Raw genomic sequence first — 15856 nt, 5'->3', positions numbered from 1 at the left:
CGCCCCCGCATTTTTGAATCCAGTTCCGACGGGGATCCCGCCGTAGGGTTACTGGCATGTCACCAGTTGAGAACCGTTTTGCGCCCCCGCCTGAGCTGGACGGGGTGCAGCATCGGTTCATTAATGTCGGACGTGATGTCACCCTCCATGTCGCAGATGCCGGTCCGGCCAGTGGGCCGCCGGTCATGCTGGTACACGGATTCCCGCAGAACTGGTGGATGTGGCACGAGCTGATCCAACCGCTGGCGTCCGATGGCTACCGTGTGCTGTGCCCAGATCTGCGCGGAGCCGGCTGGAGTACCGCACCTCGCGGCCGCTACCTCAAGTGCGACATGGCGGAAGATCTCGCGGTTGTCCTGAGGCAGCTCAATATCGGGCGGACCCGACTGGTGGCTCACGACTGGGGCGGGCCCGTTTCAGTCATTATGTTGCTGCGCCACCCCGAGGTCGTGTCGGGGTTTTTTGGTGTGAATACACTCGGCCCTTGGCTGGGCACTCTGCCAGGGTTCGCGCGGGATTCTTGGCGATACGCATATCAGATTCCGCTCGTTATGCCACTGCTCGGCCCGTGGCTTATCGGCGAGCCCAAGGCACGTTACCCTCGGCTGCTGGCCCGCTGGGTCAATGCAGGTCACATACCCAAGGAATTTGATACCTACGTGAGCCGACTGCGAGAGCCGGGACACGCAGTTGCAGCGTCACGCTGGTATCGCGCAGGACTGGCCACAGAGGCATTTGGTTGGCTGCGCGGCGAATACGCCGATGCACTCATCGACGTTCCCGTTCGGTTCTTGCATGGGACACTCGATCCGGCTCTCACTCCGAAACTGTTGAATTCCTTCGCCCAGCATGCGACCGACTTCGAAGCCGAGATCGTCGAAGGGGTTGGTCACTCCATCGTTGAGCAGCGCCCCGAATTAGTACTCGACCGCCTCCGGCCCTTTCGCGCGATGCCCTGATCCCCCAGCGAATACAACCCCCACCGGCCCCAACCTACCCGCCAAGCACTCACCCCCGCCGAGTTCGCTCTACAGTGGACCACGACCTAACAGCCCCAAGCCGCATAGCGACTGGACCACCAAACGGGTCCCCCTCACTTGTTGCGCGTTCGGCGCTAGCTGTTGGCCGTTTGGGCCGTCGAAGCCGTGGGCAGGCTTCCGCAGGTTCGCAGACCGCAATTTTTGCGCTACATGTATTGGATGTGATTGTCGTCGGGCCGTCCAGGAGGTTCGACGTCTGTGTAAATCATGAACTGCTCGTCCAACTGATATTGATCTATGATCTCGCGAGTACGGGCACCGGTAACCAAAATTCGTTGGTCAAATCGGTGCAGATTCATTTGATGCAGAGGATCGTGCGTTTGATTATTACTGGATGGATTCCATTGCGTTCCATGGGTTTTGCGGATAGCGTCCTTGTCGGGAAGGCACCGTCGCGCCTTGGGCATGTTTGGTGCCCGACGAGTCAGGTCGTCGATCAACGTTGCTTGCCCTCGAGATCTATCATTAGGCTCACGGCGATGCCCAGCGGTTGTTGCGTTGGCAAGGAGTGATGCGGCCACGATGAGATGCCGGACATATGGTGAGTATGCACCGACAGAGGCGGGAACCCAGTGAAGCGAGCACTCATAACCGGGATCACCGGACAAGACGGCTCGTATCTCGCTGAACTGCTGCTGAGCAAGGGGTACGAGGTCCACGGCCTCATCCGTCGAGCTTCGACATTCAACACGGCGCGGATCGATCACCTTTACGTTGACCCGCACGAAGCGGGCGCACGACTGTTCTTGCACTATGGCGATCTCACTGACGGAACCAGGTTGGTTACCTTGCTCAGCACCATCGACCCTGACGAGGTGTATAACCTTGCGGCGCAGTCGCATGTGCGTGTCAGCTTTGACGAGCCTGTGCATACCGGCGACACGACCGGTATGGGATCCATCCGACTGCTTGAAGCTGTGCGGCTTTCCCGGGTCGACTGCCGCTTTTATCAGGCGTCTTCCTCGGAGATGTTTGGTGCGTCTCCGCCCCCTCAGAACGAGCAGACGCCGTTCTATCCGCGCTCGCCCTACGGCGCCGCCAAGGTCTACTCGTACTGGGCGACGCGTAACTATCGAGAGGCCTACGGCTTGTTCGCGGTGAATGGCATCTTGTTCAACCACGAATCACCCCGGCGCGGAGAGACATTCGTGACCCGAAAGATCACCCGAGCCGTGGCGCGCATCAAGGCCGGAATTCAGTCAGACATCTACATGGGCAACCTGGATGCTGTCCGCGACTGGGGTTACGCGCCAGAGTATGTCGAAGGGATGTGGCGAATGCTGCAGGCTCGCGAGCCCGACGACTTCGTTCTTGCAACGGGGCGCGGTTATACCGTGCGTGAGTTCGCCCAAGCCGCCTTCGACCACGCTGGACTCGACTGGCAGAAGCATGTGAAATTCGACGAGCGTTATTTGCGGCCAACGGAAGTGGATTCGCTCGTAGGCGACGCGACGAAGGCCGCCCAGTCACTGGGGTGGAAGGCATCTGTACACACCGGCGAACTGGCGCGGATCATGGTGGAAGGGGACATCGCTGCTTTGGAGTGCGACGGCAAGCCCTGGATTGACAGGCCGATTTTGCCCGGCTGGAGCTGAGGCAGAGGATGGACACCTCCGTCGGCGTTCTCGACCGCGCATTGCCGGTATTCATCGCGGGGCACCGCGGGTTGGTTGGGTCCGCACTTTTACGCAGGTTTCAGGCCGCAAAATTTACCAATCTTTTAGTACGGTCGCACAGCGAACTCGACCTAACAGATCGGGCTGCGACGTTCGACTTTGTCTTGGAGTCGAGGCCTCAAGTCATCATCGACGCTGCGGCGCGGGTCGGGGGCATCATGGCGAACAACACTTATCCGGTCGACTTCCTGTCACAAAATCTCCAGATCCAGGTCAACCTATTAGATGCTGCGGTGGCAGCGCGGGTGCCGCGACTGCTGTTTCTCGGATCTTCGTGCATCTACCCGAAGCACGCCGAGCAGCCCATCAAGGAGAGCGCGCTGTTGACCGGGCCGTTGGAGCCGACCAACGACGCGTATGCGATCGCCAAAATCGCAGGCATCCTTCAGGTCCAGGCGGTCAGGCGTCAATATGGTCTAGCGTGGATTTCTGCGATGCCGACCAACCTCTACGGACCGCACGACAACTTTTCTCCGGTTGGCTCGCACCTATTGCCGGCGCTCATCCGCAGGTATGAAGAGGCTAAAGCAAGCGGAGCTCCAGAGGTGACGAACTGGGGCACCGGAACTCCGCGGCGTGAACTGCTGCATGTCGATGATCTGGCGAGCGCGTGTCTATACCTTTTAGAACACTTCGATGGTCCGAATCACGTCAACGTGGGGACAGGCATCGACCACACCATCAGGGATATTGCTGATATGGTCGCCGCGGCGGTGGGCTACACGGGCGAAACCCGCTGGGATTCAACTAAACCCGACGGAACACCACGCAAACTGCTTGATGTCACCGTCCTTCGGGAGGCGGGATGGCTGCCCCAGATCCGGCTGCGGGAGGGGATCGACGCCACGGTGGCGTGGTATCGCGCCAACGCCGGTGCAGCGAGGAAGTGAATGGCACGCGTTGAGACGATCTTCTGGTGATTTATTGATTGGCCGCTCAACCCGGGCAGCGGAATGGTGGCGGCCTACGTACGGGGATGGGCTCGAGGTTCGATGCGCCGAGGGGCGCCCCGAGGCCGCGCCGGGCAAGGTGAAGCGGCCGGTGATCGGGGGAGTTATCGGCCTCGTCAGAGTTCTTGCGTGCCATGCCGACTGTGTTCTCTGTCGCGAGCGGCACCGATGCCGCGGGGGGCGTCAGCGTAAGTCGCATTTATATTCAGCGCGTCGTTTCCCGGAGACTATTACCTTTCGGTATTCCCATGTTACTGTTACCCGGTGCAATTATTGAGGCAGGTTGGTTTGGTCGCACGTGGCATCCCTTTAGGGGTCTTGCGATATTACTCTGATCGAATCTGGAATACCGACTTTGCGAACCAACTCGAAGCCCTTCGGGTAAGTACAGTATTGGATATAGGTGCTAATTCGGGACAGTACGCTCATGGCCTTCGCAAGGCGGGATATAAAGGCCGTATAGTTTCGTTCGAACCCCTCTCGCAACCCTTTTCGATCCTGGAAGGCAGAGCGGCGAGGGATTCACTCTGGGAATGCCGGAGGTATGCCCTAGGTGATGTGGATGGAACGATATCGATAAATGTTGCAGGCAACGCGGCTGAAAGTAGTTCCGTCTTGCCGATGCTTAAAAGCCATCAAGATGCTTACCCACCAGCGAATTATATCGGCACCGAAGACGTGCCGATATATAGGCTTGATTCTATCGCGTCAGAGATTTTAGGCGCAACCGACATAGTATTTCTCAAGATCGACGTTCAGGGGTTTGAGAAGCAGGTGCTCGCAGGTGCCAACTCGACGTTGAACGACCGTTGTATCGGCATGCAACTGGAACTCTCGTTCCTGCCTCTATACGAAGGCGGGATGCTTATTCCGGAAGCGCTCGAACTGGCATATTCTCTTGGGTTCACGCTAACGGGATTGCGACCGTGTTTCACGGATCCGCGCAATGGCCGAATGCTGCAGGCCGATGGCACCTTCTTCCGCGAGAATAATTGAGTTGAAATGCGTAGTTCAGCAGATCATTTGGCAGACGGACTACCCACGTTCCGGGCCCAGCGCGTAAGCCGCGTCTTATGAGTAGCGACATGAGCGCGCCAATGTTTTCGATCATCGTTCCGACTTTTAACACGGCGGCGACCGTGCACGCTTGTCTTGAAAGCATCGTCCGGCAGAGCTGCAGCGACTTCGAGCTGGTCCTCGTCGACGGCGGCTCGACGGATGAAACCATCGACATCGCGAACAGTTTCCTTGCCGAGTTCGGTAGTCGACTAGTTATCCATTCCGGCCCCGACCAGGGGCCCTACGACGCCATGAACCGTGGCGTTGGCATGGCCAAAGGAGCGTGGTTGCTCTTCCTGGGCGCCGACGACCTCCTATACGACGCGGACACGCTAGGCCGTGTCGCCGCCTTCATTGGCGACCATGAGCCGAGCGATCTGGTGTATGGCGATGTGGTCATGCGCTCGACCGGGGCGCGCCATGCCGGCATGTTCGATCTTGACCGTCTGCTATTTGAGACGAACATGTGCCACCAGTCGATCTTCTACCGTCGGGAGCTTTTCGCAGGTATCGGCCCCTACAACCTGCGTTATCGGATTTGGGCAGACTGGGATTTCAACATCCGCTGCTTCTCCAATCCGTCCCTCAAAACCCGGTACATGGACATTGTCGTTGCCCGGTACAACGATTTGTCGGGAATTAGCAGCACAGTTGACAAAGAATTTCGCAAACGACTGCCGGTATTTTTCTGGGCATCGGCCTTTGAAATACTCAGCCGAACGTCAGCGGCCATACGACGAAATGAAGACTGGCGGCCCGCAATCCGTCAGTGGATGGTTAGGACCAAGTTGCTCTTCGCGAACAAGATTGCACGCATTGTCGCGCTGACCCGTGGCGGGGCTTCGAATCGTTGATCCTTAACTCTCACGCGCAGGCCTCGGCGGCGAGCCGATAGCCACGCATGGCGATCGGAGTGAACATCGCAAGCATTCCGATCGTCCAGAGAAGAGTCATCGCCAGAGGCCACACGATAGAGCCGCCGTGAGCCAGTGCCCACATCGCCTCGATGGGGGGCGACATCGGCTGCACTCTGACAAATGGTTGAAGCCAGCCCGGGTAGAGGCCGATCGGAGTGGTACCAGGATTGAGAAACGCCAGCGAAACTGTCACGCCCACCAACCAAATCATGACATTACGGCCGTTGATTCGGATGGCCAGTGCCATCACTAACGCCGTGAACCCGGCCACCGCGATCGATGGGATCAAAACGTACGGGAGTGCTGTGAGCCAGCCGTGCGTGAAGCGTAGCCCCATTGCCACACCGAGGCCAGTGACCATGACTGTCCCAAAGAACGAGCGAACGGCGTCGGCGATTACCCGTCCGGCGAGCGCGCTCGTTCGATGGACCGGCAGCACCCACATCTTGCTGAGCAGTCCTGAGTCTCGCTCTGACGAGATACTGACGGCGCCGCCTAGCGCTCCGAACACTGCGGAAAGAACCGCGCATAGTGGAGCCAGGCCGTAAACGCCGTCGACGCCGGTGACCTTACGGACCTGCTCACCGAGCACAACTTCGTAGACAAGCATGAGGCTGATCGGAAAAAGCAACGATCCAACCATCACCCCGTGGTCACGCCGCCACCGAGTGAGAAGTCGACCGGCTTGCACCCAGCTCTCAGTCAGCAGTGAACTATGCGTCTGCGACTGGAGTGTCACTATCTCCGCCTCTGCATGCGCACCGTGATCGCACCGAAGACCAGTATCATGCCCACACACCAAGCCAGGGCGGCCATCAAGGTGCCAACCGCGACGTGCCCCGCGGCGAGGCCGCGCAGTGTCTCGGTGACCTGCGACCCGGGCTGGTTGCGCACATACGGACGCAACCACCCGGGAAAGGTTTTCTCCGGGGCGATTCCGGTGGAGAGCAAGAACAGCAACAGCTGGGGAACGAATAGTATGTGGCTGACACCCTCCAAGCTGCTCGCGCCCGACCCCAGGGCATCGGCACCCAACGCCACAGCTAGACACAGGAGTAGCGCGAGGAGCGTGAAGGCCAACGCGTAGCCCACCCCTCCGGTTATCCGGAATCCGATCGCATAGCTCGCCACCATCGCCACTGAGATCGCGAGCGCGCCCCTCATAAGGGTGGCCACCATGCGGGCTGTCACGGGGACCGCCGCGGCGATCGGGAGCGTTCCGAACCGCTCGCCCAGTCCATGCAGGTGATCACGCGCCGCGCGGTCGCCGGTGAACACCGCGACAAAGATCACCGATTGCACGACCACCGCCGGCACCAGGTACTGCGAATAACTCACACGATCGGTGTCTATAAGCCCATGCAGCGCCACGGCAAAACCTGCCAAATACCCGACAGGTGAAAGCATCTCGTAGACCATCCCGCCGTCGCGAACCGCGGACTTAAGCGAACGTTCGGTGAGTGCGGCCAGGGCGCTCATGATTGGGTGACAGTAGGTTCGGTGAGGTGCAAGAACGCCTCGTCGAGCGATGGTTTGCGTAGCGAGATGTCAGCAAGTTCGATGCCGATTGCATCGACGCGGCGAAAAACCTCACCCAGCGTGGCCAGCCCATCGGGGGCGAATACCGACACGGAGTTCATGTCGGTATCGATATCGGTTCCAGCGAGCCCGGCCAATGCCGCCGCCACCCGAGGCAGGTCAGCCGGATCGGCCGGGCTCACCTGACAGTAGTTGGCGCCGACGCGGCGCTTCAGGTCTTCGGCTGTTCCACTGGCAATAACCTGCCCGTGGTCGACGACGACAATTGAGTCGCTCAGCACGTCGGCTTCTTCCAGATACTGCGTTGTTAGCAGCACGGTAATGCCCTGATGGGCCAACGAGGTCACCAGAGTCCACACATCGCGCCGGCTGCGGGGGTCCAGTCCAATGGTGGGCTCGTCCAAAAACAACACCTTTGGCAGCACCACTAGGGCGCTTGCGAGGTCAACGCGCCGCCGCATGCCTCCGGAATATGTGGATATTCGCCGGTCTGCCGCCCCGCTCAGATCGAACTGTTCAATAAGCTCGTCGGCGCGAGCCTTTGCCTGCTGTCGACGTAGCCCCCGCAGCCTCCCATACAACACCAGGTTCTCCCGGCCTGTTAGCAGGGGGTCTATCGCGGTGTACTGCCCGGTCATTCCGATGCTGGCGCGCACCTGCGCGGCGTCGCGGATGATGTCATAGCCGGCGACAGTTGCGCGGCCGGAACTCGGTCGGATCAGCGTGGACAAGATGTTGATGGTGGTCGTCTTGCCGGCGCCGTTGTGGCCGAGCAGGCCGCACACCGTCCCCCCTGGAACTGAAAAGCTCACACCACAGAGCGCGGGCGGGTTTCGTCCGAATGTCTTTGTGAGGCCTTCAACCTCGATCGCAAGTGGTCTCACAGTAACGAGTATTTCATGGTGGCTGCCTCTCTGTTGGCCGTATCGCTAGTACGTCGAACTGTGGCAGACAGACCTTGGCGACGGCCGCGGTGGAGAAGGCCTTCTCCGTCGGGTCTCTGGAAGGTAGCGATGCTGCTTTGCTGCATTGCAGTGGACGAATGTGGAATTCCCTACAACGACGCCTTGGGAATCTCGGATGTCGGAGTATCGTCGCTGAACTCGCGGTGTAGTAGCAGCGAACGCACCAGTGGACGCGGCCCGTCGGGCCGAAGCATTTGACTTGCTGGGCGCGGACGAACTATCTGTGGCCACCAGAACCATCGACCCAGCAGCGCGGCGATGGTCGGCGTCATGAAGGAGCGCACGATCAAGGTGTCGAACAACAGACCCAGACCAATGGTTGTTCCGACCTGACCGATGATTCGCAAGTCGCTGGCGACCATCGAGGCCATCGTGAATGCGAACACCAGACCCGCGTTGGTCACGACCTTGCCGGTGCCACCCATCGCGCGAATGATGCCGGTGTTGATGCCCCCGGCTATTTCTTCTTTCATCCGGGATACCAGCAGCAGGTTGTAGTCGGACCCCACCGCCAGTAGCACGATCACCGACATCGGCAGCACCATCCAGTACAAGTTGATGCCGAGGATGTATTGCCAGATCAGTACCGAAAGCCCGAAGGAGGACCCGAGCGAAAGCGCAACTGTGCCGACAATGACCAGCGAGGCGACAAAACCGCGGGTGATGATCAGCATGATGATGAAAATGAGGCAGAGTGCACCGACTCCCGCAATAAATAGATCGTAGGTAGAGCCGTCGCGGAAGTCCTTGAATGTAGACGCTGTGCCGGCGATATAGATCTTGGACGGCTCCAGCGGCGTCGTCTTGAGTGCCTCCTCGGCCGCCGTCCTGATCTTGTCGATACGCGCGAGTCCCTCGGGCGACGCGGGATCGCCCTTGTGCGAGATGATGAAACGGGCCGCTTTCCCGTCCGGGGACAGGAATTGATTCATCGCGCGCTTGAAGTCTTCATTTTGGAAGATGTCAGGCGGCAAGTAGAAGGAATCGTCGTCCCTCGCGGCGTCGAAGGTCGCCCCCATGGCGGTGGCGTTCTCTTTCTGGTTGTCCATCTGACCGAGCGTTCCGTTCATGGTGCTGTAGGCCGTAAGCAGCATGGTCCGCATGTCCTCCGCAATTGCGATTGACGGCGGGAAAACCTCGAGCAGTTTTGGTAAAAGCACGTCCATCTTGTTCAGGTCGGCGACAAGCTCATCGAGCTTATCGCTCAGTTCGTCGATACCGTCGATCGAGTCGAATATATTCCTTAATGCCCAGCATATGGGAATATCGTAGCAATGTCTCTCCCAGTAAAAATAACTTCTAATCGGCCTATAGAAATCCTCAAAATCGGATATATGATCTCGGAGCTCCGCAATAACGGTCTGCATTTCTTTGGTCTTGAGGATCGAATCATGAGTAATAGCTGTGAGCTTCTTCTGTAGTTCGTACATCCGCTTCATTGTGGTGATTTGAAACGATATTATATCCACTTGCTTAAGCAAGTCGTTCGCGCGGTCTCGCATATATTTTTGATCTTGCTGCATAACCGCATATTGCATTTGCAGCAAGAAGGGTATCGACGTGTGCTGAATCGGCGTACCCTCGGGGCGGGTTATGCCCTGAACCCGAGAGATACCGTAAACCTTGAAGATTGCCTTGGCCAGTCTGTGCAGGACGAGGAAATCCGCGGGGTTGCGCATGTCGTGATCCGATTCGATCATCACGATTTCCGGCATCATTCGCGCTTGAGAGAAATGACGATCGGCGGCCGCGTATCCGACGTTCGCGGGAATGTCATTGGGCATGTAAAACCGGTTGTTGTAGCTGGTCTGGTAGCCGGGCAACGTCACGAGACCGACCACGGCCACCGCTATGGTCGCCGCGAGGATGGGCACGGGCCAGCGGACGATGGCCGTGCCGATCCGGCGCCATCGACCGAACGCGAGAATCCGCCTGGGATCGAACAGCCCGAAGCCACTCCCGATGGTGAGAACTGCGGGAACCAGCGTGAGCGCGATCACGACGGCAACGAGCATGCCCACGGCGCACGGCACGCCCATGGTCTGGAAGATGGGCATCCGCGTAAAGCCCAGACACAACATCGCGCCGGCAATCGTCAACCCGGAACCCAAGACCACGGGGGCGACCCCGCGGTAGGTGGTGTAGAAGGCCGTTTCCCGGTCCTCGCCGGCCTGACGCGCCTCCTGATACCGGCCGAAGAAGAAGATCGCGTAGTCGGTTCCGGCCGCCATCGCGAGTGCCACCAGGAGGTTGACGGCGAAAGTAGAGAGCGCGACGAGACTATGGTCGCCGAGGAACGCAACGATTCCCCTGGCGGCAAGAACCTCGATCCCCACGGTGACCAACAACAGAATTACGGTGAGGACCGACCGGTAGACGAAGAGCAGCACCACGAAAATGATCAGCGCGCCCACCGCGGTCATCTTCAGAATGGACCTGTCACCAGCTTGCTGCATATCCGACAACAAGGCCGACGGACCGGTCACGTAGACCTTGAGTCCCGGGGGCGGCGTGCTATGCGCGATGATGTTGCGGACCGCGGCAATGGAGTCCTGCCCCAGCGTTGTGCCTTGGTTGCCTGCGAGATTTATCTGCACATAGACGGCCTTGCCATCGTCGCTCTGGGCGCCCGCTGCCGTCAGCCGGTCTCCCCACAGGTCCTGCACGTGCTCGACGTGCTTCGGGTCGGCCTTTAATGCGTGAACCAATTGGTCGTAGTAATTGTGAACGTCGTCCCCGAGGCGCTGCTGCCCCTCCAGCACGACCATCGCAATACTGTCCGAATCGGATTCTTTGAAATCCTTGCCCATGCGCTGCATGGCCTGGACCGCCGGTGCGTCCTGAGGGGCCAACGGCACGGAATGTTCGCGACCGACCGTCTCCAGCCATGGAACGCAGAAGGTCACCAGCAGCGTCAGCGCCACCCATGCCAGCACGATGAACACCGAAAGTCGGCGGATGCTCCGGGCGAAGAAAGGGGCGCGAGTGTCTTCGGTGGTCATGCGGCCCTCAACGGCCAGGTAGTGGCGGCGCGCAGTCGGTGCGGGACGCGCACAGCCTCGACTGTTCCGTCCGCCGCGGCGCAGCGGCGAGTGCCGTCCCTGTTGTCCTCTGTCACGATGTTCCCCACGGTCGCGGTCCCTGTCCTGAAAGTGGAAGTCCGCCAGTTACAACGGCTGTTTGAGCAGCAGCGAGCGCACTAACGGACGGGACCCTAAGGGCCGAAGCAATGAGCTGGCAGGGCGCGGACGCACGCGTTGCGGCCACCAGAACCAGCGTCCCAGCAAAGCGGCGACCGACGGTGTCATGAACGCGCGCACCACCAACGTGTCGAAGAGCAGACCCAACCCGATCGTCGTGCCCGTCTGGGCGACGCTGCGCAAGTCGCTGACCCCCATCGAAGCCATGGTGAACGCGAACACGAGACCGGCGTTCGTCACGACCTTGCCCGTACCGGCCATCGCCCGAATGATGCCGGTGTTGATACCGGCGGCCAATTCCTCTTTCATCCGGGAGACCAGCAGCAGGTTGTAGTCCGATCCCACCGCCAAGAGGACGATCACCGAGGTCGACAGCACCGTCCAGTGCAGTTGCAGGCCAAGAAGGTACTGCCAGACGAGCACCGATAGCCCGTAGGACGCGCCCATCGACAGCAACACCGTACCGACGATCACCAGCGCGGCAATGAAACTTCGCGTCATGATCAGCATGATGATGAAGATCAGGCAGATTGCCGCGACCCCCGCGATTAAGAGATCCCATTTGGAGCCGTCCACGATGTCTTTGGTTATGGCCGCGGTGCCGGTGAGGTAGACCTTGGCATCCTCCAACGGAGTGCCCTTGAGCGCCTCCTCGGCGGCCGTTTTGATGGGCTCCACGCGCGAGAGGCCTTCGGGAGTGGCCGGATCGCCCTTTTGTGAAATGAGCATGCGGACGTCTTTCCCGTCCGGCGACATAAAGATTTTCTCGACCCGTTTGAAGGCCTCCGAGTCGTTAATGATGCCCGGTGGGAGGTAGAAGGAATCTTCGTTTCGGGACTGGTCGAAAGCCTGCCCCATTGCGGCGGAATTGTTGCCCTGCGATTCCATCTGACCCATGACGCCCTCCATGGTGCTGTGCATGGTCAGCATCATGGTCCGCATGCTTTGCATGCTTTCGATCATGGGAGGCAGCAGGATCACTATTTGCGGCAGCAGCACGTCGAGTTGATCCAGATCCGCCACCAACTCTTTGAGCTTATCGGTTATCTCGTCAACACCGTCGAGTGTGTCGAATATGTTTCTTAGCGACCAACAGACGGGAATATCGTAGCAATGCCTTTCCCAATAGAAATAACTGCGAAGCGGCCGGAAGAAATCCTCGAAATCGGAAATCTTGTCGCGCAACTCATTCGTGATCTCCTGCATCTCATGCGTTTTGCCGACCATGTGATGCGTCGTTGCGACGAGTTCCTTCATCAGGCCGTACATGTGCTGCATGATCGCGATCATTCTCGACAGCTCTTCGGCCTGCTTGAGCATGTCGTTCATGCGGTCCTTCTGGAACGCCATGTTCACTTGCTGGCTCGCCTGCGACATGCTCACGATCCAGGGGATCGTCGTGTGCTCGAGTGGGATGCCCTCGGGCCGGGTGACCGACTGCACGGTGGAAACGCCCGGGACAGCGAGAACGCCCTTGGCCACCTTGTTCAGGACGATCATGTCGGCCGGATTGCGCAGATCATGATCGCTCTCGAGTAGCAGAATTTCGGGCATCATGGTTCGCGATTGGGGGAAATGCCGCTGCGCGGCAGCGTTTCCCACGCTCGCGGGGATATCGGTGGGAATGAATTTCTGGTCGTCATAGCTGGGGTTGTAATTGGGCAGGGTTATCAGGCCGATCAGTGCGATCGCTAATGTCGTGACCAGAATGGGCGCGGGCCACCGTACGATCGCCGTGCCAATCCGCCGCCAGCGATGAGTCGTAATCACCCGTTTAGGATCGAAGATGCCAAAACGGCCGGCCACGACGAGGAGTGCCGGCGCGAGCGTGAGGGCAACGAGAACCGCGACGGTGATCCCGATGGCGCAAGGGATGCCCAGCGGCTGGAAATAGGGCAACCGGGTGAAGTTGAGGCAGAAAACCGCCCCGGCGATGGTCAACCCGGAAGCCAACACGACCTTGGCCACACTGCCGAACGTGGTGTAAAAAGCCGTTTCCCGATCTTCGCCGGCCTGCCGCGCCTCCTGATATCGCCCGACGAAGAATATGCCGTAGTCGGTTCCCGTCGCGATGACCGCGGCGACCAGCAGGTTGACGGCGAACGTGGTGAGGCCCAATAGCTGGAGATGACCGAGGAAAGCGACTATTCCACGTGACACCTGCAATTGGAGCCCGACCATCAGCAGCAACAGAATTACTGTCAGGATGGACCGGTAGACGAGGAGCAGGGTAATGAAGATCACCGCCATGCTCGTGACGGTGACCAGCATGACGGTCTTTTGGCCGGCGATGTTCATATCCGCAACGGTTGGCGCGGGGCCGGTTACGTAGGCCTTCAAGCCATTCGGCGTGGGTGTCTGCGCCACTATTTGCCGAATTGCCGCTACCGATTCATCGCCCGCGGCGCCACCCTGGGTGCCGGCGAGTTGGACCTGCACATAGACGGCCTTTGAGTCGGAACTCTCCGCGGCTTTAGACGTGACCGGATCGCCCCAGAAGTCCTGGACGTTCTGCACGTGCTTGTCCGCCCGCAACTCACGAATCAATTGGTTGTAGTACTTGTGCGCGTCGTCGCCGAGGGGTTGCTGGCTCTCCAGGACGATCATCGCCAAAGCGCCGGAATTGGTTTCTTTGAAGTCCACGCCCAGGTGCTCCATCGCCTTGAACGACGGCGCCGCAACGGGACTCAGCGGGACCGCGTTCTCCGCCTCGACCTGCTCCAATGGGGGAACGCCGATCGCAACGATGACGGCGATGCCCAACCACCCCAAGATGATGGGTATCGAAAGGGCATGAATCATCCGCGCTATGAACGGCCTTGTCTGGCCGCCATTTTCCATATGCACGTCGCTCTGCACGTCGCTCATGTGGCCGTCAACATGCAGTAGGTGAACGCGTTCAATTCGTGCGAAACCCTCTCGGCTTTGACCACCCCGTCAACCACGATGCGGCAGCCGAGCATATCGCCATTGCCTTGTGCCACAACGTTTCCCAGGATTGACGGCAGTGTCGTCGAAATATCGAATGACCACGGTACGGGCTGTCCGTTGACATGCACCGGGTTGCCGTCGACGTCGAAATAGCTGATGTCGGCGGTCGTCCCCGGCGGACCGAAGATCTCGTACCTGATGTGCTTGGGGTTGAAAGGCTTGGTGTCCTTGATCCGGGTGTCGGCATACGACTCGCGCTTCTCGGAGCCGAAGATGCCGTGCAGTCGTGCGACGGTCATTCCTCCGGCAACGACCACGGCCACGATGAGCAACGGGATCCAGAGCCGCTTCAGCGCGGCAATGACTCCCGCACCGCGGGGATGAGTTTGTTGCCGCCCAATTGGCCGCTGAGGTCCCGTCGGAGATTGGCGACGACCAATGCCCAAGAAGCCACGTCGGCCACCGGTCGGCTGGCCACCGTTGCGGTCTTCCGTCGCGTTACCCGGTCGGGCCCGCACGTCGGGTTCGGTCACCGCACCCCCTTCTGCACGTTTTCACGTCGTCTTGTTATTCCGCCGGCCCTAACAAGCTGTTACACGTTGGAAGCGATACGCCAGGTGGGGGCACTCCGAATGCGGTGTTCGTCGCAGACTAGTCGTGCTTCGGCACCTCATACGAGCCCCGCCCCCGGGGAGCGCGACCGAGTCTTCATGAGTAAACCACGCCAATCGTCTCCGTATCAGCCCTTCGGCGGCGAGATACGGGATCGTAATGCATACCGCATGCGTAACGGCACTTTTTCGATCTTTCCGGCCGGATGATTCACCCGGTTGTCACCGAGCACTTCACGCGGTCCGGAACGGCACCCGCCCACCCACAGTGCGTCTGGCGACCGGAGCCTGCTGAGTGATCAGCAGCCCTAGTCAGCTAACGACGATCGCCGCCCGGAGTCAATGGGTTCGGCGGGCGCCGTCTAGGGCGAGCCGGAAGCGGACGCCGCGCCCGTTTCCGCGATGTTCGCGCCGCCGCCGCCGGTTCGCCGCATGGTGATTTTCGCGGTTGCTCCAGGGCCGGTATCCTGGCCGGTGACAACCACCCAAAATTGCATCGCCCTTGAAGGTCGACCACGCCCAATCGCTAACCTCGCCGGTGAGCCTTTGTTGCAGGTCACAGTTGCCAACGGCGGCAGCTGCGCAGCCCGCATCAGCCCGATTCTTAGGCTGCGTTAAGAGCCTGACAGGTCACACCGGGAACTTTGTCCAAATCACGGCGGCACGCTGGTGCCTCCAGTAGGGTTTGGACCGTTCCACTCGTGTCAACTAGGCATCTTGGAGAACTGTGAGCATCAATCCGTTCGACGACGACAACGGCAGCTTTTTCGTCTTGGTAAACGACGAGGAGCAGCACAGTCTGTGGCCGGCCTTCGCCGATGTTCCAGCCGGCTGGCGAGTGGTGTACGGGGAGACGGATCGCGCTGCGTGCTTGGAGTACATCGAACAGAACTGGCCCGACATCCGGCCAAAGAGTCTGCGCGACAAGCTCGCATCGGGTCGGGGTTTTGAGCAGTAACGAGTCGGGG

The 15856-nt window shown here is 59.7% G+C and carries 12 protein-coding genes; 6 read left to right on the top strand and 6 right to left on the bottom strand.

Going from position 1 to position 15856, the window contains the following annotated elements; all coding sequences use genetic code 11:
• Positions 1–56: 56 nt before the first annotated feature.
• The 5 genes from C1737_RS08015 (at position 57) to C1737_RS07995 (ending at position 5579) form a co-directional block, all read left to right on the top strand.
• Entirely contained in the window at positions 57–959 is a 903-nt protein-coding gene (locus C1737_RS08015; RefSeq protein WP_102417681.1) for an alpha/beta fold hydrolase, read from the top strand.
• A gap of 653 nt (positions 960–1612) precedes the next feature.
• On the top strand, positions 1613–2635 hold the full coding sequence (gmd, locus tag C1737_RS08010) for a GDP-mannose 4,6-dehydratase (protein WP_102417680.1): 1023 nt from the start codon (positions 1613–1615) through the stop codon (positions 2633–2635).
• 8 nt (positions 2636–2643) lie between these two features.
• Positions 2644–3606: a GDP-L-fucose synthase gene (locus C1737_RS08005; RefSeq protein WP_102417679.1), complete on the top strand. Its 963-nt coding sequence runs from the start codon at positions 2644–2646 to the stop codon at positions 3604–3606.
• A 363-nt stretch (positions 3607–3969) separates the two neighbouring features.
• Complete coding sequence (locus C1737_RS08000) at positions 3970–4662, top strand: FkbM family methyltransferase (protein WP_233214716.1); 693 nt, start codon at positions 3970–3972, stop codon at positions 4660–4662.
• 89 nt (positions 4663–4751) lie between these two features.
• Positions 4752–5579, top strand: a complete 828-nt coding sequence (locus tag C1737_RS07995; RefSeq protein WP_102417677.1) for a glycosyltransferase family 2 protein — start codon at positions 4752–4754, stop codon at positions 5577–5579.
• 10 nt (positions 5580–5589) lie between these two features.
• Here the strand turns inward: C1737_RS07995 and C1737_RS07990 are convergent, their stop codons facing one another.
• From C1737_RS07990 to C1737_RS07965, 6 genes are all read right to left on the bottom strand, one after another.
• Positions 5590–6381, bottom strand: coding sequence for an ABC transporter permease (locus C1737_RS07990; protein WP_369807508.1), 792 nt, complete (start codon positions 6379–6381; stop codon positions 5590–5592).
• Entirely contained in the window at positions 6381–7121 is a 741-nt protein-coding gene (locus tag C1737_RS07985) for an ABC transporter permease (protein ID WP_102417676.1), read from the bottom strand. Before C1737_RS07985 ends, C1737_RS07990 begins: the two co-directional genes overlap by 1 nt.
• A complete protein-coding gene (locus C1737_RS07980; RefSeq protein WP_102417675.1) occupies positions 7118–8065 on the bottom strand; it encodes an ATP-binding cassette domain-containing protein in 948 nt (315 codons plus the stop codon). The genes C1737_RS07985 and C1737_RS07980 overlap by 4 nt, the downstream gene beginning before the upstream one ends.
• A gap of 170 nt (positions 8066–8235) precedes the next feature.
• Positions 8236–11148 carry an RND family transporter gene (locus tag C1737_RS07975; RefSeq protein ID WP_102417674.1) on the bottom strand — a complete coding sequence of 971 codons (2913 nt, stop codon included), beginning with the start codon at positions 11146–11148 and terminating at the stop codon, positions 8236–8238.
• 165 nt (positions 11149–11313) lie between these two features.
• On the bottom strand, positions 11314–14187 hold the full coding sequence (locus C1737_RS07970) for an RND family transporter (protein ID WP_102417834.1): 2874 nt from the start codon (positions 14185–14187) through the stop codon (positions 11314–11316).
• 23 nt (positions 14188–14210) lie between these two features.
• Positions 14211–14630 carry an MmpS family protein gene (locus C1737_RS07965; RefSeq protein ID WP_102417833.1) on the bottom strand — a complete coding sequence of 140 codons (420 nt, stop codon included), beginning with the start codon at positions 14628–14630 and terminating at the stop codon, positions 14211–14213.
• Positions 14631–15615: 985 nt separating this feature from the next.
• On the opposite strand from C1737_RS07965, the gene C1737_RS07960 reads away from it, so the two are divergent.
• On the top strand, positions 15616–15846 hold the full coding sequence (locus C1737_RS07960) for an MbtH family protein (protein WP_067919218.1): 231 nt from the start codon (positions 15616–15618) through the stop codon (positions 15844–15846).
• Positions 15847–15856 lie beyond the last annotated feature (10 nt).

It is taken from the genome of Mycobacterium sp. 4858 (assembly GCF_900240975.1).
In the GTDB taxonomy this organism is placed as follows: Bacteria; Actinomycetota; Actinomycetes; order Mycobacteriales; family Mycobacteriaceae; genus Mycobacterium.
Note: the sequence above shows the minus strand (reverse complement) of the source record. Positions and strands in the feature narration are given on the sequence as shown.

What these genes read in the sequence shown, in the direction of transcription:
- C1737_RS08005 (WP_102417679.1), top strand. Translation starts at nt 2,644, where the DNA reads ATGGACACCTCCGTCGGCGTTCTCGACCGCGCATTGCCGGTATTCATC.
- C1737_RS07970 (WP_102417834.1), bottom strand. Translation starts at nt 14,187, where the DNA reads ATGGAAAATGGCGGCCAGACAAGGCCGTTCATAGCGCGGATGATTCAT.
- C1737_RS07985 (WP_102417676.1), bottom strand. Translation starts at nt 7,121, where the DNA reads ATGAGCGCCCTGGCCGCACTCACCGAACGTTCGCTTAAGTCCGCGGTT.
- C1737_RS08015 (WP_102417681.1), top strand. Translation starts at nt 57, where the DNA reads ATGTCACCAGTTGAGAACCGTTTTGCGCCCCCGCCTGAGCTGGACGGG.
- C1737_RS07975 (WP_102417674.1), bottom strand. Translation starts at nt 11,148, where the DNA reads ATGACCACCGAAGACACTCGCGCCCCTTTCTTCGCCCGGAGCATCCGC.
- C1737_RS07995 (WP_102417677.1), top strand. Translation starts at nt 4,752, where the DNA reads ATGAGCGCGCCAATGTTTTCGATCATCGTTCCGACTTTTAACACGGCG.